Raw genomic sequence first — 21,436 nt, forward strand, 5'->3', positions numbered from 1 at the left:
TCTAAATAGCGGCGGCAAAGTGTACCACTGAACCGGCTGATTTGCGGCTTTTATGGCGGCGCAAAAGTGTACCGGTCCTGCTTAGCCCCCTCTCTGCCTATTGTTGGCATGGGGGGCTGGAAGGAATGTTTACGGTGGAACTCTATGCGGCTGTGCGGCGTGCTGTGATGGTTGATGGGCTGAGCCACCGTGAGGCGGCGCGGCGATTTGGGGTTCACCGGAACACTATATCCAAAATGCTCCAGTTTTCGGTGCCACCTGGCTACCGGCGGCGCGAGCGGCCGGTTTCGCCGAAGCTTGGCCCGCATATTGCCTGGATCGACGGCATTCTTGAGAGCGACCGCAGCGTCCACGCCAAGCAGCGGCAACACGGCCAAGCGGATATTTGAACGGCTCCGAGCTGAGGAGGGGTATACCGGCGGCTACACGATCGTGCGGGAGTATGTGGCGGCAGCAACGCTGCGGCGCCGTGAGATGTTCGTGCCGCTAAGCCATCGGCCGGGCCATGCCCAGGCGGATTTCGGTGAGGCGGATGCGACGATCGCGGGCCAGAAGGTGCGCTTCCATTATTTTTGCATGGACCTGCCGCACTCGGATGCGGGCTTCGTCAAAGCCTATCCGGCCGAGACGGCCGAGGCATTTTGCGATGGCCATGTCGTGGCTTTCCAATATTTCGGCGGCGTGCCGCAGTCGATTCTGTACGACAACACCAAACTCGCGGTGGCCAAGATCGTGAAGGGCGGCAAGCGGCTACGCTCGCGGATGTTTGCGGAATTGCAAAGCCACTACCTGTTCGCGGACCGGTTCGGCCGGCCTGGCAAAGGCAATGACAAAGGCAAAGTCGAAGGGCTGGTCGGCTATGTCCGGCGCAATTTCATGACACCGATGCCGGTGGCGGCGAGTTTTGCGGCATTGAATGCACAATTGATCGATGCCTGCCGCCAGCGGCGTGCGGCGATCCTGCGCGGCCATACCGGAACGATTGGCGAGCGTATGCAGGCGGATCTGGCGGCGTTCATGCCCTTGCCTGCGCGCCCCTATGATGCCTGTCACAAGGTGGCGACGCGGGTCTCCTCATTGTCGCTGGTACGATACCGCAACAACGATTACTCTGTGCCGACGCGCTATGGCCACCAGGAGGTTTTGGCCAAGGGTTATGTCGACCGGGTCGAGATCGCCTGCCGTGATGCGACCATCGCCGTCCATGCCCGCAGCTATGAGACTGCTGATTTTATCTACAACCCTTTGCATTACCTGGCGCTTCTGGAACACAAGGTCCGGGCGCTGGACCAGGCCGCCCCGCTGGATGGCTGGCAGCTTGGCGAGTGCCTCCACCGCCTGCGCCGGCTGCTGGAAGCGCGCATGGGCAACCCCGGCCGGCGCGAGTTTATCCAGGTACTGCGACTGCTGGAGGATTTTCAGCAGCATCAGGTGGAACAGGCGGTGACGCAAGCGCTTGGCCTCGGCGCCATCAGCTTCGATGCCGTAAAAATGCTGCTGCTGGCCAGGCTCGAGAACCGGCCGGCCCGGCTCGATCTAACCCTCTACCCGTACCTGCCTGTGGCCAGCGTCGGCGCCACCGACCCGCACGCGTATCTGGTGCTAATCACCGGCACCGGCCTCTCCCCCGAGACCCAAGAAGTTTCCGCATGAGCCTAACCCAGTTTGTAGACACTCAGGCACGTGGTCCCCGACGGTATAGGAGGAGTCGAAGACCCTTCGCCAAAATTGCTAGGGCCGTAGATATAGTCAAGAATTGGCCGCATGCGGTAAGCGGATTGTCGCGACGATTCATACCTTGCAACGGATGGCGGAACGAGGTGGCGTAGGATTTGCGGCGTCAACCTTTTTACTGGAAGCAATGGAAAATTACTTTTCGTCGCGTCCTGATACGGGGCTTCGAGGAGACGGAGTGATAAGCACAATATTTCGAATATATGATTGAGAGGAATGTGGTTCAAAAAAGCTCGTTCTTAAACCTGACGGACGCTAAGCAGCTTGTCCGGATGAGCCGTGGATGAGTTTAAGCAGCAGTTCGTCACTACCAAACAAGTCGCTGCCTTTTTTCACCTTTCGGATCAAGTAGTTCGAAACATCTTGCCGGCGGCCCTTCGACACCACGGGGCCGAGCCCATTGTCGGCGGCGATAACGCAAATCTAGTCTGGAGGCTTTCGGATGTGAAGTCGGTAAAGGATGAATTACCGTCGGAATTGAACCCTAATGATTTTTTGTCATGCGAAATCCTGACCCCCAGACGCCGAAGGGTTCGGCTGCAAGCAAAATCTCGTGTGTGGTACACCACAGATCGCGTCATAGTTTCCATCTTGATTCTAAATGAAATTCAGGTTCGATTAATGCCAATTTCAGTGGAAAGCGTCAGAAAGGAAGGCTTCTTTTTGTGAACAAAAAGAAGCCTTCTGCTGCTGGGTCATGGGCGTCGGCGCTGACAACGCCCATGACCCAGCACAACAAAAAAATTTTGCGCCGCTTTTTTAAAAAGCGGCCGCTTTCTGCAGCAAGGACAGCAGATCGGGCAGGCCCATCGGCCGACCGAGCAGATAGCCCTGCGCGGTGTGCGCGCCGAGCTTCCGTAACTGGTCGAGTTCGGAAACGGTCTCGACACCCTCGGCGACGATTGTGCTGCCGGTTTCATGCGCGAAGCCGATCAGCGCCGCGGCGAGCGCCCGATGATCGGGGTTGGCATCGATGCCACGAGTCAGGCTGATATCAAGTTTGATCGTATCCGGGCGAATTTGAAGGATGTGGCGGAAAGAAGCATAGCCGGCACCGGCATCGTCGACCGCGAGACGGATGCCGCGCGCGCGCAGCGGCGTGATGGCGGCGACGAAGGCGGCATAATCGTCGATGGCCACATGTTCGGTGACTTCGAGGACAATTCGATGTGGGTCCCAGCCGTTCAGCGCCGCCTCGGCAGTACCGTCGAGGACCGTGGCAGGGGAGACGTTGATATTGAGATCGATGTCGGCGGGAAGCACATCGAGCGCCCGCAGCGCCCGGCTCATGGCGGCGCTCTCGAGCATGCTGCCCAGGCCGACCTCGTTAGCATCGGCGAACCAAATGTCCGGCCCCTGCTGCGGCGGCCCCAGAAACCGCGCCAGGCATTCCACGCCGACGATGCGGTTTTTTTGCAGGTCGTGGATCGGCTGGAAGACAATGCCGAGCCGCTCCCCCTCCAACACGCCGCGGATCGCCTCTGTCTTGACGTCGTGCGCGCGCTGGGCCGCAAGCGTCCGCTCGATCCGCTGCGTGGCGAGATCGGCGAAGAAGCGCATCACCTGCAGATCCCGCATGTTCAGCGTAGGATCGGCGGCGCGGCTTAAGCAGCAGAAAGTGCCGTAGACGCTGCCGTCGGCGAGGCGGATTGGCAGGCTCAGATGCGCGCCCACCGGCATCCTGCTATTGACCGGTACGGTCATTGCGGCGGGTACCAAGGCGGTATCGGGGATGAGCTCGGGCAGGCGGCCGTCGACCACGCGCTGGCAATAAGTTTCCTCCAGAGGATCGGACGTGCCGACCGCGATGGGGCTGGGACCCGCGGCATCGGCATGGATGACCACGCGCTGGCCCTCGGCAAACTTGCTGATGAAGGCGGCTTCCATGCCGAGATGCTCTCGGGCCGCACGCAGAAGGGCGTCCAAATCGGAGGCCAATTCCACGAAGGCCAGTGCGGCGTCCGGGGCGGAGGAAATAGACTTCATGGTATCTCGAGAGGCCTTTAACGGATAACAACTTTTGAGCCAAATGGTCATTTAAACCAACTTGTCCAGATGGACGGCCATCGCCCCGGCAGCGGATGCGGCGGCAGGGGCCTGCTGGGCCACCTCGACACCGCGCTGCGCCGTGATCTGGCCGTTAGACACAGCCCACCAATGCAAAATCTGCAGGCTTTTCAAGCCGTCAATATATCTTAGAAGGCTTCTTTTTGTGAACAAAAAGAAGCAAAAAAACTTTGTTAATCTGGGCTATGGGCGTTGTCGTCGACAACGACCATAGCCCAGATTAACAAAAATTTTTGCGCCGCTTTTTTTTAAAAGCGGCCACTTCCTTCTATCTGAGAACCCGGACTGAACACAATCGACATAAATCGTATCGTCACAAAAACGTCCAGGGCATTTCATCGGCCTGTCACATTTTCCGCCTATGATGCGCACCTCGATTGGAGCGCGCATGCTGACCCTGGATCGCTTAGCCAAACGTTATGGCAACACCGAGGCCGTGACGAACATCAGCCTGCAGGTGCCGGATGGCCAGATGGTCGGCATCATTGGCCCCTCCGGCGCGGGCAAGTCGACCACGTTGCGAATGATCAACAGACTGATCGAGCCGACGCGTGGAAAAATCATCTGCGATGGCGCCGATGTTGCGGCCCTGCGCGGCCAGGCGTTGCGCACGTGGCGCGCGCACTGCGCCATGGTGTTTCAGCAATTCAATCTGATCGGACGGCTCGACGTTCTGACCAACGTCCTGGTGGGACGGGTCAGCCATAGTCCGCTGCTACCCACGCTCTGCAAACAATTCGGGCAGGCGGATCGCGAACGCGCGCTGCGCGCGCTCGCGCGGGTGGGACTCGCCGAGAAATTTATGGCACGCGCGGACCAGCTCTCGGGTGGCCAGCAACAGCGCGTCGCGATCGCCCGCGCGCTGGTGCAGGAGCCGCGCATCGTGCTGGCCGACGAGCCGATTGCCGCACTCGATCCGCGCAACGCAGCACGGGTGATGGAGTCGCTGCGCTCACTGGCGCGCGAGGATGGAATGACGGTGATGGTCAATCTGCATTCCGTCGAGATGGCCCGCAACTTCTGCGACCGAATCGTGGCGATGTCGCATGGCCGCATCGTGTTTGACGGCGTCCCCAGCGAACTCGGCGAGAGCCAGGTGCAAAATATTTACGGCATCGAGCATGACGAAGTGAGCGAACGGCAGCCCCTTCCGGCGCGCCGCGATCCTCAGGCCGCCGTCGCCCTCGCCTGACTTTCCCTAACACCACACAAGGACAAATCGCCATGCTCACGCGACGCAATTTCAATATTGCCTTGCCCGCCCTGCTCGGCGCGGGCGCCATTTCCAGCGGCGCACGGGCGGCCGGGGATTGGCGCCAGCAGTACCCCACAATCGTGTTCGGCACCGTCACGGGCGAAAACGCGGCGGACCGCATCAAGCGCTACCAGCCGGTCGAGGACTATCTTTCTTCTTCCCTCGGCGTGCAGATTGGCTGGGCGGAGGCCACGGATTACGCCGGCATCATCCAGGGGATGATTTCGCATAAGGTCCAGCTTGCGCATTTCGGGCCGGCTTCCTTCGCGAAAGCCTGGATTTTGTCGCGTGGTCAGGTTGTGCCAGTCGCCGAGATGCTCGATCAATACGGCAATAAGGGCTATTACTCGGTCACCCTGGTCCGTCAGGATAGCCCCTATCATTCGATCGCCGATCTTAAAGGCAAGACCTATGCCTTCGCCGATCCCAACTCGACCTCCGGCTTCCAGGCCCCAAGCTATTTCCTGACCAAGGAGGGCTACCCGCCCACCACGTTCTTCGGCAAGACGCTGTTCTCCGGCAGCCATGAGAACAGCGTGATGGCGCTGTACCACAAAGATATCGATGCCTGCTCGACCTGGTATAACAATGCTTCGCTCTCCAACCCCTCCCTCATGGCCAAGAAGGGCATGATCCCGAACGGCTGGTGGCGGGTGATCTGGACATCGCCGCAGCTCCCTTCCGACCCGTGGGCGATGCCGACCTGGCTGCCGCAGCAGATGCGCGATGATGTCACGAAGGTGGTGCTGGATATGCCGACGAAGGGCAAAGAGGCCTTCGCCGTGCTCACCAGCGGCCTGTCCACCGGCTTCGCGCCCGGCGACGTCAAGGACTATGCGCCGATCATTGAAATGGTGAAGTACAACGCCGAGCACCATATCGGCCAGAACGGCTGAGCCTTCATGCCTATCGTCCCCCTGCCCCCGACCGATATCGCCGCTCTTGAGGGGAGGTGGCGGGAACACCGCCGCCTCCGTCGCCGCCGCGATCTCGTCTGGCTGGCGCTGTTCCTGCTTGCCTTCGCGGCCGCCTTGCAGGTGGGCCAGGTCCGGCTTTCCACGCTGATTGCCGGCCTGCCAAGCTTCACTGACTATTTTGTCCAGGCCACGCCGGAGCTGCACGTCAAGACGCTGGGGCCTGATCTTGCCGCCTGGTACTGGGATGCCGGCCACTGGGCGCTCTCATTGCTTGACACCGTGATGATGGCGATCGTGGCGACGGCGCTGGGTGTTGCGGGCGGTGTCACGATCTCGATTTTCGCGGCCCGCAACCTGGCACCCAGCCGCGGCGCCTATATTGTCGCACGCCGCCTCTCCGATCTGTTGCGGGCGATCCCGGAATTGGTGAGCGCGACGGTCCTGGTCTTCGCGTTTGGCATCGGGCCCTTCGCCGGCGTGATGGCGCTGGCTTTGCATTCGGTCGGCGCACTCGCCAAGCTCTTCGCCGAAGTCGCGGAGAATTCCGCGGCGGGCCCGATGGAAGGCGTGCGCGCCAGCGGCGGCAGTTGGCTGCAGGTCATCCGCTACGGACTGTTGCCGCAGGTGTTGCCGAACTGGACCAGCTACGCGCTGCTGCGTTTTGAAATAAACGTGCGCTCGGCGACAATTCTCGGCTTTGTCGGCGCGGGCGGCATCGGCCAGGATCTGATGTTCGCCACGCGGGAATTTCTCTACACCGATGTCAGCGCCATTGTGCTGATGATCATCGCGACCGTGATGCTGCTCGACCTCGGCTCCGAACGGTTGCGGCACGGGTTGATGAGCGGAAACGGCCTTGGCGGCCTGCGCCTTGGGCGCGCGGCGCCTTTCCTGTGGGGCGGCGGTTTTTGCATCCTGCTAGCGCTGTTCTGGCACTTTGGCTTCTTCAACCCGGCGATGCTCGGCCGCGGCTTGGCGCGGTTCGGCGGCATTCTCGGCTTCATGCTGCCGCCGCGCGGTTTCGACGAGATGGGCCAGCTGCTGGGCGCGGTCGGACAGACACTCGGCATGGCGCTCGCCGGCAGCGTCCTTGCCAACATCTTCGCGCTGCCGTTGGGGGTGCTCGCGGCACGCAACGTGGTGGGCCTGCCGGCCGTACATTTCCTTGTGCACCGCTTCCTCGACGTGCTCCGCGGGGTGGATGTTCTGATCTGGGCCCTCATCTTCATTTCCGTGGTGGGCTTGGGCCCGTTCGCCGGCATCCTTGCCATCATGGTGAACGACACGGGCGCCCTGGCGAAGCTTTACGGCGAGGCGATCGAGGCGGTGGATTTTGCGCCGGCCGAGACCGTCTTCTCGGCCGGCGGGGGCAAGCTGCTGGCGCTGCGCTACGGCGTGATGCCGCAGGTCTTGCCGGTGATCCTCAGCAACGCCATCTATTTTTTTGAGAGCAACACGCGCAGCGCAACCGTGCTGGGCGTGGTCGGCGCGGGCGGCATCGGCCTCGCTTTGTTCGACCGCATCCGCGTCGACGACTGGCACAGCGCCTCGCTGGTCGTTCTGCTGATCGTGCTCACGGTGATGCTGATCGACGCGCTGACCGGCGCCGCGCGGCGCCGGTTGATGTAAGAAAGAAGCCGCTTTTTGAAAAAAGCGGCGCAAAAAACTTTTATTTATGCAGGGCTATGGGCGTTGTCGGCGCAAACGCCCATGGCCCAAAGGGGCAAAAAACTACTTTTTGTTCACAAAAAGTAGCCTTCCTTTTCGTGCGTTCAGGCCACGGAGGCGCGTCCGTGTTGCTCGAGCCCAAGCCCGCTGACATTGGCGAAAAGCTCGAGCAGTTTTGCGACATCCTCCGACGGCAACGGCGGACGGCTGAGCGAGGCGACGTTCGCGCGCAGATGCTCGGCGCTGCCGGTGCCGAACAGCACGACATCAACCCCCGGCGTGTAGCGCGCGAAGCGATAGGCGGCATCGGTCACGCTCTCCGCCCCGCCAGAATGCACGAGGAAGTCGAGCGGGTGTGGATTGTTCGCGAGTTCCGGCGGCACGAGCCCCTGCGCCGCGAGCGCGCGCACAGCTTCGACCTGCAGATCAGGATGCGCGAAAATCCTGCGCACCGCATGCATCACCAGCGTACCGACACCGTTCTTGAGGGTGAGCGGGTAGAGCCGGTCCATCGCGGTCCGGTGCAGCATGTTGAAGGCGACCATCACAGAATCCCACACGCCGTCCGCCGCGGCGCGGCTCAGCATCGTATGATCCTGGTCGGTGGGGCCGGCTTCAGTGATGCCGAGGAAGCGGAACGAGCCACGCTCCCGCTCGCGCAGCAGCACCGGCACGATCTCTGTCATCGCGCGGTCATATTGTGCGGGCGCAACCCCGTGGAGCTGGAAGATATCGACATGATCGGTGCCGAGCTTGCGCAGCGACGCATGCAGGCTCTCGATCACGCGCTCGGGCGTGTACGCCTCGTCGTTGCGCTCGACTGAGCATTTCGTCGCGACCACCAGGCTGTCGCGCGGTACTCCCGCGATGCCTTTGCCGACGATCTCCTCGGTGCCGTAACTCGGAGCTGTGTCAATGAGGGTGATGCCGCTCTCGATCGCAAGCTTCACGATCGCAACCGCTTCCGCCTCGCTGTTGCCGGTGGTCGTGCCAAGCCGGCTGAATCCGCCGCAACCGAGCCCCGCGACGCTCACGCGTAAGCCCGTCCGTCCGAAGGTGGTGTAATCCATGTGAAGGTCCCCTGCAGTGTGCCAGCGACCCGAGACCGGGCCCGGCAGCATGATTTAAGCCAATTGCAATAACGACGATAAGCCCATGACCGGCGCGTCACCGCTCGCCGTGCTGCCGCCACAGCGCAGGAATTCTGACGCCGTAGCAGGCGGGCCGTCAATGATGGGAACGCAGAGCGGGTGATGGCAGAAGAAAGCGGCGCAATAACCTTCTTAATGCTGGGCCATGGGCTGTGTCGGCGACACAGCCCATGGCCCAGCATTAAGAAAGTTTTTTTGTTACTTTTTGTTCACAAGAAGTAATCTTCCCTTTACTTCCTTCACCGGTGCCCATGAACCGATTAACCCGGAATCGCAACGTCACTGAACCATCTCTTAAACTTCGGGTCCTTATATGGCAGGGCTCCGGGCAGATTCATCTCGGAGCATCCGTCATGTCGAAAGCCGCTTCATTCCAAGCACTGGACGACCAACGCTTCTCAAGTTTCCATTGGCGCGCCGTCCTCACGACGGGTTTAGGCGTATTCACCGATTTCTACGACAATACCACCATTGGCATGGTACTCCCGATGATCCTTGTCACGTTCGGCATCAAGCACGTCAGCGGCCTGCAGGCCGGAGCCTTGGCAGGATCGGCACTCGTCGGCATGGGCGTCGGTGCGCTCATTTTCGGCATGCTCGGACAGCGGGGGCGCAAGCGGTTTTACGGGCTCGACATGCTGGTGATGGCGATCGCGGCGGTCGCGCAGGTGTTCGTGCCCGGGATCTGGTGGCTGGTGGCCGTGCGTTTCGTGCTCGGTCTGGGCATCGGCGGCGATTATGTGCTGTCGCCGACCATCATGTCGGAGCATGCGAACCAGAAAGATCGTGGCAAACTTCTGGCTCTTGGCTTCGCAACGATGTCGCAACTTGGCCCGATCGTCGCCGCCCTGCTGGCGCTGCTGCTGCTGAGCGGGCTGCATGTTTCGCACGACCTGACCTGGCGTATCGTGCTTGGCGCCGGCGCCATACCGGCGCTTTGCGTTCTCTATCTGCGCCGGCGCATGCCGGAGACCGCGCGTTATCTGGCGCGACTCGCCGATAACCAAGAGGGCGCTGTCAAAGTCGTCAAGAGCATCAATGGCGAGGCCGAGCTGGCGCTGCCCGGGCACGACGCGCGCCCGTTCGGCGCGGTGCTGCGCCAGCATGCGCCACATTTTCTGGCCGCCGGGCTGCTGTGGATGCTCTTCGATCTGGTCGCCTATTCGACCTCGTTGTTCGGACCGTCGTTGATCGCGTCCAAGCTCGGGCTCGGACCGGTGACGTTCGTGCTTGTCCTGAGCTGCCTGTTTTCTCTCCCGGGCGCGTTGGTCGCGAGTTTTCTGGTCGATCGTATCGGCCGGCGCTGGCTGCAGGCGGGCGGTTTGTTTTTCGGCGCCGTCATGCTGCTGCTCTTCGCCACGCTGCACAACACGGTGATGGCGATGCCGGCCCTTGGGATGGCCTTTCTCGGCGTTTACAGCTTTGCCCTGAACGGGCCAAATGTGGTGACCAGTTTTCTGGGTGCGGAACTGAGCCCAACCCGGGTGCGCACCGTCGGCCAAAGCTTCTCGGTGCTGGGCGGCCGGATCGGCGCCTCCACGAGCGCCTTCCTGTTCCCGTTCCTGTTCGTGCAGACGGGGCTCGAAACGGCGCTGCTGTTCCTGTCGCTCCTTGCCATCACCGGCGCCGTCCTCACGATGGTCCTGGTTCCCGAGACCAAGCAGCGTTCGCTTGAGGACATCAGCCGGGAGATGGAGCTCGCTGCCAGCCAAGCCTGATCGCGATCACGGCGGAGGCAAAACCGGCGTTCCCCGCACGTGCGGGGGACGCCGGTTTTCGTTGGAAGGGAGTTCCCGCGGACATCTTCAGTCGAGAAAGGACTTCTTTTTGTGAACAAAAAGAAGCAAAAAAACTTTATTATGCTGGGCCATGGGCCTTTGCGCCGACAACGCCCATGGCCCAGCATAATAGACGTTTTTGCGCCGCTTTTTTCAAAAAGCGGCTGCCTTCCTTATCTGCGATAACCGACCCGGACATGCGCCAACGCATTCATTGAATTGTCATTTGTTAATAATTAATTCATCATGAATATGGCGCTCAAATCGAGTAAGACTGTCAGAAAAGTGGGGATTAACTAAAGCATGAAACGCCGTCAAATCATCGCAACCGCTGCAACGACTGTGATGCTGCCCGCCATGGCTCGCGCCGCGGCGGCTCCCGTTCGTATCGAGTTCTGGCATGCCATGTCGGGGCAATTGGGCGATACACTCATCGGGCTCGCCGATAATTTCAATAAGAGCCAGACGAATTACGTTGTCCAACCCGTCTATAAAGGGGCTTATCCCGATACCCTGACGGCCACGATTGCCGCATGGCGATCCGGCACGGCGCCACATATTGCGCAGGTTTTCGATGTCGGCACCGCGACCATGCTTTCGGCGCGCCGCGCTGTGGTGGATGTGTACGCGCTTGCGGCGCAGACCGGCGTGGCGATTGATGCGAACGCCTATATCCCCTCGATCCGCGGTTTTTATGCTCTGAACGACGGCAAGATGGGCGCCCTGCCCTTCAACTCTTCGACGATCGTTATGTGGATCAACCAGGACGCCTTCGAGGCCGCTGGGCTCGATCCGACCAAGCCGCCCCAGACCTGGCCTGAAGTGATCGCGGCCGCACGCACTATCAAAGAGAAGAACGCCGCGCCCATTCCGATGATGACCGCATGGCCGACCTGGGCGCATTTTGAGGAATTCGCCTCGATCCATAACGTGGAATACGCCACGCTCAATGACGGCTTTGCTGGCAATGATCCGCGGCTGACGATCAACTCGGCGCCGTTCATCCGCAACCTGCAGCGCCTGCTCGATGCCGAGAAAGAGGGGATCTTCAAATATCTCGGCCGCGACGGGCAACCGAGCCCGACTTTCTATTCCGGCAAGGCGGCAATCACCTTCGACAGCTCAGGCATTCGCGGGCAGCTCAAGAGCTCCGCGACCTTCCGTTACGCTGCCGCCTATTTGCCGTATGATCCGGAGATCATCGCGCGGCCGATCAATTCGATCATCGGCGGGGCATCACTTTGGGCGATGACGGCGCCAGGCCGGACGCCGGCGGAATATAAGGGCGTCGCTGAATTCTTCGCCTTCATGGGACTGCCGGCTACCGACGCAACCTGGAGCCAGGCCACCGGCTATGTGCCGGTCACGCAGGCAGGCTATGAGAAAAACGTGGCCGCGGGCTATTATACCGCGAATCCGGGCGCCGATGTGGCGGTCAAGCAGTTGGCACGCCAGCCTGTCACGAACTTCTCCCGGGGGATCCGCCTGGCCGGCATGCCGCAAATTCGCACGATCATCGAGGCCGCATGGGAAGGGGCCATCGCCAGCGGCGCATCGGCTGCTGACGTGCTGCCGGACGCGCAAACACGCGGCGACAACGTGATCAAGTCCTTTTCCCGAGTTTAGACCCAGTCTGGTTTTCTAACTTATGGACAGACGGACGATTTTTTCCGGTTGGGCGTTACCGCTGGCTTTGGTAACGCCGCAACTGGCCTTGACCTGCATCTTCTTTCTTTGGCCGGCGGCGCGCGCGTTACAGGAGGCTGTAACCGCGACCGATCCGTTTGGCACCGCGACTATTTTTGTCGGGCTCGCCAATTTCGCAGCCCTTTTCGCGGACCCTCTATACTGGGCGGCGATTTGGCGCACGGTGTTCTTCTGCGCCGCCGTGAGCGGCATCGCGATGGCACTCGGTCTGTTGTTCGCGGTGTTCGCGGAGCGCGTTATTGCCGGCCGCCACTGGTACCGCACGCTGCTGATATGGCCCTATGCCGTGGCACCCGCTCTAACGGCGGTGCTCTTCGTCTTTCTGTTCGACCCCGCGATCGGGTTGATCGGCCGGCATCTTGGCGCGCGCTGGAATTACGCGTTGAACGGAAACCAGGCCATGGGGCTGGCGATTTTCGCGAGCGCCTGGAAGCAAGTGAGTTATAATTTCATCTTTTACGTCGCGGCACTGCAGACCGTCCCGCGCAGCCTGATCGAGGCGGCAACGCTTGATGGCGCTAACGCTCGCAAGCGCTTCCAAAGCATCGTCTGGCCCATGCTGTTTCCGACCACCATGTTTCTGCTCGTGGTCAATCTGGTTTACGCGGCCTTCGACACGTTCAGCCTCATCTATGCCATGACCGGCGGCGGGCCGGCGGGAGCGACGGAAACATTGGTCGTGAAAGTCTATGAAGATGGTTATGTCGGTAACGACCTCGGTGGCTCATCGGCGCAGTCGGTCGTATTGATGCTGTTGGTCATGGCCCTGGTGGCGCTGCAATTCCGGTTTCTTGGTCGGAAGACACCCACGTGAAGAGCAAGCCCGACTATCTGGCTCACGGCATCCTGCTGCTCGGCGTGGCCCTGTTCATCCTGCCGATGTGGGTGATGCTTGCGGGGGCGACGGAGGATGCCGGGGCCATCGCGCGGGGCGGCCTCTCGCTGATGCCGGATTTCCGGCATATCGGCATTTTTTGGCAGGCCTTGTTCGCCGGCGGCACCAGCCGCGAAGGTGATCCGGTCTGGCATATGCTTTTGGTGTCCTTCGTCATGGCGGTGGCCATTGCGGTGGGCAAGATTTTCATCTCCGTGCTCTCGGCCTTCGCGGTGGTGTTCTTCCGCTTTCCGTTCCGGAAATTGGCGTTCTGGACGATTTTTCTGACACTCATGCTGCCCATCGAAGTGCGGATCATCCCAAGTTATGCGGTCGTCTCCACTCTGGGCATGGTTAACAATTTCAGCGGATTGACTCTACCGCTGATGGCGTCAGCCACCGCGACCCTGCTTTTCCGTCAGGTGTTTACAGCACTCCCCGATGAACTGGTGGAGGCCGCACGGCTGGACGGCGCACGCCCCCTGCAATTTTTGCGCGACATGGTGCTGCCGGTGTCGCGCGCCAATTTCGCCGCGCTGTTCGTCATTCTGTTTGTCTACGGGTGGAACCAGTACCTCTGGCCCCTGTTGGCGACCAGCAACCCGGCCTATACCACCGTGGTGCTTGGGATCGTGCAGATGATGGCGCCCGACCAGATGACGCCCTGGAACCAGATCATGGCGATCACAACGTTAGCGCTGCTGCCGCCCATCGCGGTCGTCTTGTTGTTGCAGCGTGCGTTTGTGCGGGGCCTCGCCGAGGTCGATAAATAATTTCTGAAGGATTGTTATGTCGACATTGGAATTACGCGGATTGCGCAAGGACTTTGGCGCGACGAAGGTGCTGCAATCAATCGATTTGACGCTGGCGTCGGGAGAGATGCTGGTCATCGTCGGCGTCTCCGGATGCGGCAAATCCACCCTGTTGCGATTGGTGGCGGGGCTCGAGACACCAAGCGACGGAAAAATTCTTCTCGATGGCGTGGATATCACCAGGCAAGATCCAGCCAAACGCGACATTGCCATGGTCTTTCAGAATTACGCACTCTACCCGCATATGACGGTCGCGCAGAATATGAGCTATGCGCTGAAGCTGCGCGGTGAGACGCAGTCGGAGATTACACGCAAAGTGGCCGAGGCCGCTGCGCAGCTGGGCCTGAGCGATTTGTTGGCGCGTCATCCCCGCGACCTCTCCGGCGGCCAGCGGCAACGCGTCGCCATGGGCCGCGCCATCGTGCGCCAGCCGAAAATGTTTCTGTTCGACGAGCCGCTCTCAAATCTCGACGCCAAGCTGCGCGTGACCATGCGCGCGGAAATCCGCCGCCTGCAGCAGCGCCTTAAAGTGACCTCGCTCTACGTCACCCACGACCAGCTGGAGGCCATGACGATGGCGGATCGGCTCATCGTGATGGAGGCCGGACGTGTCTCACAAATCGCGACACCGATGGAAGTGTTCGAGCGGCCGGCCAATCTGTTCGTCGCAGGGTTCATCGGCGCACCTGCCATGAATATTCTTCAGCCCGAGCGCGCCGGGATTTCCGACGTGCCGGTGAAAACACTGGTGGGCATCCGTCCCGAACACATCAAGGTCGTCGATCATGGCCGGACCTTGACGATCGACCTGGTCGAGCCGCTCGGCGCCGAAACGCTGATCCACGGCACGCTACCTTGCGGCCAGCGCCTCACTTTGAAGCGCCCGGGCGGACCTCCCGATGTCAGCGAACTGCAGATCGATCTACCGAACAACCTTCTGCACGTGTTCGATGCGGCGAGCGGCGCACGCAGGTAAGGCGAAGGCAAGGAAAAGGAAGACTACTTTTTGTGAACAAAAAGTAGCAAAAAAACTTTGTTAATGCTGGGCCATGGGCGTTGTCATCGACAACGCCCATGGCCCAGCATAGCAAAATTTTTGCGCCGCTTTTTTTAAAAAGCGGCCACTTCCTTCCTTTGCCTCAAACGTTAGGCAATGTGTCATCCGCCGCGTTGCGGATGAGTGCCAGTGTACGCAGCACCGCGTGAACGAACTTGCTGTAGGGCAGCAGCACGAACAGCGCGAGGACGATGCCTAGATGGAGTGCGAGGAACACGCCCATCGCTTCCGTGGCGCGGAAGGCGAGCAGCGCCAGGCCCGAGGCGCCGGCGAGCCAGAGCAGGGCCAGCAGCGCGAGATCAGCATTGAACAGACGGCGCGCCGTGAGCGCCGCATCGCCGGTGATCTTCAGCCATACCAGGCCGCCGGTGCCGATTATCAGGCCAATTCCGCCGAGCGTGCCGACGATCACCGGGGCGCTGAGCAGCGGATAGGGCGCCGGTATGCAGAGAGCATAGGCTTCGAATGATGCGATGATGGTGGCCAGGAAGCAAAGAAGGAAGCCGTAGGCCATGACGTGGTGAAAATGCCGCCGCGCCGTGGAGAATGTTTCGTCGCGGTCGTTGCAGCCATGGCCGCCGCCACCAAGATTCTTCAGCGTGAAAGCATCGTGCAGGCCGCGCATCACGGCGGCAGATGTCGCCTTGGCCTTGCTGCCCGACGCACTGGCGTCACGCCAGAAGCGCCGGCCGGAGATCGCCAGCGCGAGGACGGAGAACAGCAATGTCACGGTCGCAACGCCGGCCATCACGCTCCACGGAATCACGCGATAGAAGGCGTTCGGCCCGGTCCAGGCATGGACGAGCACATCCGGGTTGATGAGGCCGAAGCTGAGCAGCAACACCAGCGCGAGCGCGATGGCGGTGACCAGTGCGACAACGACACCGTTCGCGGCAAAAGCCCGCGCCAGCGGCCGCGGCCAGGCGTACTCGGCGTAGCTCTCGTCGCGCAGCAGTGCGAGCGTACGCGGCACGTTCACGCCGAACGGATGCGGCGGTGCATATTGGCAGGCATAATAACAGCCACGACAGTTGTGGCAAAGATTGGCCAGATAGGTCAGGTCGGCATTGGTGAAAGCGCGCTCGCGCTCCATCGCCGGAAACACCGCGCAAAACCCTTCGCAATAGCGACAGGCGTTGCAGATATCCATCGCCTGCCGCGCATCGGCGAAAATCTCAGTTGTGGACATAGCGCGCCGCCTCCCTTCCCGCGATGCGGCCGAACACCGTGCCGATCGCCATGCCAAATCCCGCGAGATAGCCGCGGCCCAAGATGTTGCCTGCCATGATTTCTCCACTCGCCCAGAGATTGGTCGCAGGCGTGCCGTTTTGCATCAGTACCTGTGCGCGCTCGTTCACGCGCACGCCGAGATAGGTGAAGGTGATGCCGGGTCGGAGCGGATAGCCTATGAAGGGCGGCGTATCGATGCGCCGCGCCCAGTTCGTCTTCGGCGGCGTCATCCCCTCAGTATGGCAATTGTCGAGTTTCGAGCTGTCGAAATCGCCAGGCTGCACCGCTGCGTTGAAGGCCGCCACGGTGCGCTCCAGCGCGGCCGGATCGAGGCCGAGTTTCGTCGCGAGTTCCGCGATGCTGTCGGCGCGGATCGCCGGGAACACGGAAGGCATGAAGAGCCGCTCGGCCTTGCTGTCGATAATCGAATAGGCAATCTGATCCGGGCGCTGGGCAACGAGCCGGCCCCAGATCGCGTAGCGCTTGGGCCAGACATCCTCGCCTTCGTCGTAGAAGCGCTCACCGGAGCGGTCGACGACGATGCTGAACGGTACGCAATCCAACCGCGTGACGATGCCGCCGTCGAATTTCGGTGCGCGCGCGTCGATCGCCACCGCATGGCACTGGGTCGGATCGCCGACCGGCTGCACGCCCTGGTCAAGCAGATTGCGCAGGACAGTGCCCTTCGCATAGGGCGTGCCGCGGATGAGGAAATTGTCCGCGGCCTCGCCCCAGGATTCGCGGAGCCACTCGATATTCCCCTGGAAACCGCCGCTCGACGCCACCACCGCGCGGGCCCGGAGCGTGAGCGGAAAGCCGTGGCTGGTGGCATGGATTTCGCGCACCACGCCATTCTCAAGCGCGAGATTGGTGACCTCGGTGTCGTAGAGAATTTTCACGCCGAGGCGCTCGGCCGCGGCGAAGTAGGCGTTCACCAGCGCCTTGCCGCCGCCGAGGAAGAAAGCGTTGGTCCGCCCGAGGCTCAGCGTGCCGGTGAGTGACGGCTGGAAGTGCACGCCATGCGCCTCCATCCAGGCCGGCGCCGTCGCGGAGGCGCGGATCGTCATGCGGGCGAGCGCTTCGTCGGTCTCGCCACCGGTGACGCGCTTCAGATCGTCCCAGTATTCGTCTTCATGGTATGAGTCCACGAGCACGCCGGCGGGCGCGTCGTGCATCGCCCGCAGATTGCGGGTGTGACGTGAATTGCCGCCGCGGAATTCGCGCGGGGCGTGCTCCAGCAACAAGACCGACGCCCCGGCCTCGCGCGCTTCAATCGCCGCGCACAAGGCCGCATTGCCGCCGCCGACGACGACGACATCCCAAACGATGCCATCGACGGTTTGCGTATCATTCATCCTATCAAGCTCCCTATGCACGCTGAGGCTCGGAAACGCCTTCCAGGTCCACGCCCTTGGTCTCGGGCGTCAGCAGAATCGCCACGATGGCAGCGAGCGCATAGACCATCACCATGAGGCCGATATAAATAAAGGCGTGGTGGATGCCGACGGCGCGCAGGATCAGGCCGGCCAGGATCGGGATCAGTCCACCGCCGTAAGCCTGGGAAACCTGGTAGCCCGCGCTCGCTCCCGAGGCGCGATAGCGCGTCGGAAAATTCTCCGTGTAGAAGGTCGGGATCGCGCCATAACCGAAGCCGAACACGAAGCCGAAACCGATCACCTCTGCGACGACCGCGAGAGCGAAGTTCCCCGTGTTGATCATGTAGAAATACGGGATCGCGAAGACCAGAAACACGATCGCGGAGGCCATAAGGATCGCCCGGCGGTTGATGTAGTCGGCCAGAAACGCGCCGATGATCATGAACACGAGCATGGAGGCGGCCGCGATCAGGCCAATCGACTCCGCCTGCAACGCGGTGAATCCCACGGCCCTCATGTAGCTCGTGCCAAAGACGAAGCAGAGGAAGAAGGCGCCGCCGAACATCGCATTCACCAGCGAGGTGCGCAGGATGCGCAGCGGCATTTCCCGCCACACGCGACGGGCGGGGTGATCGAGAACCGCCGCCTTCGCAGAATGACGCTCGAAAACGAAGCTCTCTTCGGTCCGCAGGCGGATGATGAGACCAACGATCGCGACGACGAAACCGATATAGAAGAAGATGCGCCAGCCCCAGGCGTTGAACGCCGCTTCCGACATCAAGGACTTCACGAAAATCACCGAGGTAAAGCCCAGCAGGAGGCCGAGCGGAATCGCAAAGCCGACCCAGGCGCCCCAGAAGGCGCGATACTTCGAGTGCGCCGCCTGCTCGACGACCCAGGTCGCGGCGGTGCCGAATTCCGCGCCGAAACTGATGCCCTGCATGAGCCGGAAGATGATCAGCAGGATTGGCGCGAGAATGCCGATCTTATCATAGGTCGGCGTCAGGCCGATGAGCAGCGTGCTGACGCCCATCAGCACGAGGGCATAGACGAGTGCATTCTTGCGCCCGCTGCGGTCTGCTATATTGCCGAAGATGTAGGCACCGACTGGGCGGATGATGATCCCGATGCCGTAGACGCTGATCGCCGCGGCCGCGGCGCCGAGCGCCTGCATTTTGAAGAAAATGCCACCCCAGACCGTTGCCGCGATGATGCCGGTGACCAGAAAATCGTATTGCTCGATCACCGACCCCACGATGCTGGCGACAGCCACCCGATAGATCTGTCGAGTCGTCGGCCTGCCTACGGCGACACCCGTACCCACGGAAACACTCATAACTCTTGGCCCTTCCTCTTTTTTATCAATAACTGGCCTTTCCGGCGCGTAATCTTGTGCCGGATTGACAGTATCCTGCAGGATCCATTAGCGTACAATCTTGAGAACGGCAAGATAGTGCCGCAAATGAGGGGACATTGGCCGGCTGACGAGATTACTCAGCCGCGTCCTTTGGACCGTCCTTATGATCCGGGATACAAATGGAACGCGTCGCCGCACAAAAATCGTCACAAAAAATACCTCTTCAGCAGGGCAGATCGAGCGCCACAGGCGCGTACGACATGCTGCTTGAGGCCATCGAAGCGGGGCAGCTGCCCCCGGGAACCAGGCTTCCCGAGACCGAATTGGCGAAGCGTTTTGCGGTCAGCCGCACGCCGATCCGAGAAGCCCTCAAGCGCCTGGAGACGCACGGGCTGGTTGCTCACGAGCCTCATCATGGCGCCGTCGTGGCGACCCTCGACTATTCCCAGATCACGGAAATGTACCTTATGCGAGAGGTCCTTGAGGGAACCTCGGCTCACCTGGCGGCGATCCATGCGACCACGGTGGAGATCGAGCTGTTGCGCGAGATGGTCGCCAGGGATCGGCAGCGTCTTATGGTCCCGGATCAACTCGCCCGCACGAACCGACGCTTCCATCAGCAAATTCGGAATTCGGCGCGTAATCGTTACCTTAGCAGCATGCTCGAAAACTTACGGCTCTCGCTGGCGCTGCTGGCGCAAACCACACTGGGCTCCAAGGAACGGGCCGAACAATCCATCGACGAACACGAAAAAATCGTCGACCGAATCGCCGCACGGGATCCGGACGGAGCGGAACAAGCGGCACGCGCGCATATTCGGGGTGCATTTCGAGCCCGGATACTTTTGCTGCAGGCTGCTAACTGAGGAAGCAGCCGCTTTTTGAAAAAAGCGGCGCAAAAATTTTTGACTCAGCTGGGCTGTGGGCGTTGGCGGCGACGGCGCCCATGGCCCAGCAAAAAACTTTGTTCATTTGCGCCGCTTGACTCAAAGAGCGGCCACTTTCCTCTCTCCGAGAAACCGACTTAGATCTGGATGTTCAGCCGCAGCTGGAAAACCGAAACCGGACCACGCTCGACGTTATAGGCGGGGTTGTTGATGAACTGGTAATCTGCCGAGAGAGCAGCGTAGTGGAACATGGGAATGCTGTAATAGGTCTCGAGGATCTGCTCCGGCCCCGCCTGCTCCAACTGCCCATCGCCGATCAGGATGCCCAATCCCCCCGCGGCGAAATACTCCTTGGCCGTGTGCGAGATCGTGTTCACCGCCCCCGCGAGACCGAACGTGTCATCCGGCCGGCCCCAGAAACCGCCCTGGACCGAGATGCCGGCCGAGACCGACTGGCTGATATCGGTATACTCGTCGGCCTCGACCCCACCATTATTGGCGCTCGCCCGCGCGAAAACGCCGAGCCCCGGGATAATCTGCTGCTGGATGTTGATGCCGAAGCCGCCCTTGCTGCGCTCTTCCCGCACGTTAGCAGTGTTGGGCACGGTGTTGGTTTGGGCCGCGAGGGCCAGCGCATCGCCATAACTGCCGAGCATCCCGCGCGAAAGGAAATAGAGCACGCTGACCGCCCCGGGCTGACTCCAGAGCGCGTAGTTCCTTGTGATCTGCCCCACATACTGCATCTGCTGCCCGATGCGGTTATCGAGTTTATTGCCGTTCGGGATCTGCGACAGATCAAAGGCGCCGGCGCTGAAAACCCAGGGGCCCTGATACCATTGCGCCGCCGCGCCGTAAGTGTAGCCCCAGGCATTCGCCGCGTAGTCGAACGCACCCATGTTGACCACCGACCAGTTCAGGAAGTCGCTGGCCGGATTGTTCGCGTAGGCGTTAGTGTCGAAAATGTCGGTGACCGCGAACTTGCCGACCGTGAACACCAGCCGGTTCGCCGTCTCCGTGCCGCCGAGCTGGTTGAGATCCGGGGCCACCGCCTCCGTCTGGCCGCCGAGATCGATGGTCTGGCGGAAAAAGGCCCGTGGCATCTGGTAGTACGGGTAGGTCTCGCCCACCTTGGCGGACTCGGCATTGATGTACCCCGCAAGGCCGGTGGTGTCATCGAGGCCGTATCCCTGATCCATCGTCGGGTTGAACCAGATTTCACCGCCTTGCCACGGGCGGAAGCCGAGAAAGACCGTGGCCTGGACGGTCTCCCGCCCGTTCGCGGCGGGGCTCAGGCTTTGCGACCCGGTATAGGGCGCGTGGAAGGCGGGTTGCGCCATCCAGATGCTGGTCAGCTGGCCATGGACCGCCCATTGCTGCGTGACCGGTGCCGACGCCGTTTGGCCGGCGGTAATCGGCGTGGGCGCAGGCTGCGGCGTGGGGTCCGCCTCTTGCGCATGCGCAGCGATGGGCAGAGCCGCGAAGCCTGCTGACAACACCCCGGACAACAAGGTCAGGCGAGGAAATTTAGACGCGTTCGAGAGTCCAGCAAACTGCATGTGCATGATC

The 21,436-nt window shown here is 61.3% G+C and carries 16 protein-coding genes and 1 pseudogene; 11 read left to right on the plus strand and 6 right to left on the minus strand.

Annotated features, from left to right (window positions below; all coding sequences use genetic code 11):
• Positions 1-125: 125 nt before the first annotated feature.
• Positions 126-1,653, plus strand: a pseudogene (gene istA / locus VGG47_RS00470) (IS21 family transposase).
• A 360-nt stretch (positions 1,654-2,013) separates the two neighbouring features.
• Positions 2,014-2,403: a hypothetical protein gene (locus VGG47_RS00475; protein ID WP_331534886.1), complete on the plus strand. Its 390-nt coding sequence runs from the start codon at positions 2,014-2,016 to the stop codon at positions 2,401-2,403.
• 90 nt (positions 2,404-2,493) lie between these two features.
• Here VGG47_RS00475 and VGG47_RS00480 read toward each other — a convergent pair whose 3' ends face one another.
• The gene (locus VGG47_RS00480) at positions 2,494-3,720 is read right to left on the minus strand and encodes a sensor domain-containing phosphodiesterase (protein ID WP_331534887.1); all 1,227 of its coding nucleotides are present in this window, start codon (positions 3,718-3,720) and stop codon (positions 2,494-2,496) included.
• 469 nt (positions 3,721-4,189) lie between these two features.
• On the opposite strand from VGG47_RS00480, the gene phnC reads away from it, so the two are divergent.
• Genes phnC through phnE form a run of 3 tightly spaced genes read left to right on the plus strand, consistent with a single transcriptional unit; the run spans position 4,190 to position 7,602 of the window.
• Entirely contained in the window at positions 4,190-4,993 is an 804-nt protein-coding gene (gene phnC, locus VGG47_RS00485) for a phosphonate ABC transporter ATP-binding protein (protein WP_331534888.1), read from the plus strand.
• Between the two features lie 32 nt (positions 4,994-5,025).
• Positions 5,026-5,952, plus strand: a complete 927-nt coding sequence (gene phnD, locus VGG47_RS00490; protein WP_331534889.1) for a phosphate/phosphite/phosphonate ABC transporter substrate-binding protein — start codon at positions 5,026-5,028, stop codon at positions 5,950-5,952.
• A 6-nt stretch (positions 5,953-5,958) separates the two neighbouring features.
• The gene (gene phnE, locus VGG47_RS00495) at positions 5,959-7,602 is read left to right on the plus strand and encodes a phosphonate ABC transporter, permease protein PhnE (RefSeq protein WP_331534891.1); all 1,644 of its coding nucleotides are present in this window, start codon (positions 5,959-5,961) and stop codon (positions 7,600-7,602) included.
• A gap of 143 nt (positions 7,603-7,745) precedes the next feature.
• Here phnE and VGG47_RS00500 read toward each other — a convergent pair whose 3' ends face one another.
• A complete protein-coding gene (locus VGG47_RS00500; protein ID WP_331534893.1) occupies positions 7,746-8,711 on the minus strand; it encodes an aldo/keto reductase in 966 nt (321 codons plus the stop codon).
• A 434-nt stretch (positions 8,712-9,145) separates the two neighbouring features.
• On the opposite strand from VGG47_RS00500, the gene VGG47_RS00505 reads away from it, so the two are divergent.
• The 5 genes from VGG47_RS00505 to VGG47_RS00525 all read left to right on the plus strand — a co-directional run bounded on the left by VGG47_RS00505 (position 9,146) and on the right by VGG47_RS00525 (position 14,939).
• Positions 9,146-10,510, plus strand: a complete 1,365-nt coding sequence (locus VGG47_RS00505; protein ID WP_331534894.1) for an MFS transporter — start codon at positions 9,146-9,148, stop codon at positions 10,508-10,510.
• A 363-nt stretch (positions 10,511-10,873) separates the two neighbouring features.
• On the plus strand, positions 10,874-12,196 hold the full coding sequence (gene ugpB / locus VGG47_RS00510; RefSeq protein ID WP_331534895.1) for a sn-glycerol-3-phosphate ABC transporter substrate-binding protein UgpB: 1,323 nt from the start codon (positions 10,874-10,876) through the stop codon (positions 12,194-12,196).
• A 22-nt stretch (positions 12,197-12,218) separates the two neighbouring features.
• Positions 12,219-13,091, plus strand: coding sequence for an ABC transporter permease subunit (locus VGG47_RS00515; protein WP_331534896.1), 873 nt, complete (start codon positions 12,219-12,221; stop codon positions 13,089-13,091).
• Positions 13,088-13,924 carry a sn-glycerol-3-phosphate ABC transporter permease UgpE gene (gene ugpE, locus VGG47_RS00520; protein WP_331534897.1) on the plus strand — a complete coding sequence of 279 codons (837 nt, stop codon included), beginning with the start codon at positions 13,088-13,090 and terminating at the stop codon, positions 13,922-13,924. The genes VGG47_RS00515 and ugpE overlap by 4 nt, the downstream gene beginning before the upstream one ends.
• Positions 13,925-13,940: 16 nt before the next feature.
• The gene (locus VGG47_RS00525) at positions 13,941-14,939 is read left to right on the plus strand and encodes an ABC transporter ATP-binding protein (protein ID WP_331534898.1); all 999 of its coding nucleotides are present in this window, start codon (positions 13,941-13,943) and stop codon (positions 14,937-14,939) included.
• 163 nt (positions 14,940-15,102) lie between these two features.
• On the opposite strand, the gene tcuB is transcribed toward VGG47_RS00525, so the two are convergent.
• The 3 genes from tcuB to VGG47_RS00540 are packed head-to-tail and all read right to left on the minus strand — an operon-like array spanning position 15,103 to position 18,962.
• The gene (gene tcuB, locus VGG47_RS00530) at positions 15,103-16,209 is read right to left on the minus strand and encodes a tricarballylate utilization 4Fe-4S protein TcuB (protein ID WP_331534899.1); all 1,107 of its coding nucleotides are present in this window, start codon (positions 16,207-16,209) and stop codon (positions 15,103-15,105) included.
• A complete protein-coding gene (gene tcuA / locus VGG47_RS00535) occupies positions 16,196-17,605 on the minus strand; it encodes an FAD-dependent tricarballylate dehydrogenase TcuA (protein WP_331534900.1) in 1,410 nt (469 codons plus the stop codon). The genes tcuB and tcuA overlap by 14 nt, the downstream gene beginning before the upstream one ends.
• A 13-nt stretch (positions 17,606-17,618) precedes the next feature.
• Entirely contained in the window at positions 17,619-18,962 is a 1,344-nt protein-coding gene (locus VGG47_RS00540; RefSeq protein ID WP_331534901.1) for an MFS transporter, read from the minus strand.
• 200 nt (positions 18,963-19,162) lie between these two features.
• Here VGG47_RS00540 and VGG47_RS00545 point away from each other — a divergent pair, with 200 nt between their 5' ends.
• The gene (locus VGG47_RS00545; RefSeq protein WP_331534902.1) at positions 19,163-19,849 is read left to right on the plus strand and encodes a GntR family transcriptional regulator; all 687 of its coding nucleotides are present in this window, start codon (positions 19,163-19,165) and stop codon (positions 19,847-19,849) included.
• Between the two features lie 158 nt (positions 19,850-20,007).
• On the opposite strand, the gene VGG47_RS00550 is transcribed toward VGG47_RS00545, so the two are convergent.
• Positions 20,008-21,426, minus strand: a complete 1,419-nt coding sequence (locus VGG47_RS00550; RefSeq protein WP_331534903.1) for a carbohydrate porin — start codon at positions 21,424-21,426, stop codon at positions 20,008-20,010.
• Positions 21,427-21,436 lie beyond the last annotated feature (10 nt).

This window comes from Acidocella sp., from assembly GCF_036489515.1.
Classification (GTDB): Bacteria; Pseudomonadota; Alphaproteobacteria; order Acetobacterales; family Acetobacteraceae; genus Acidocella.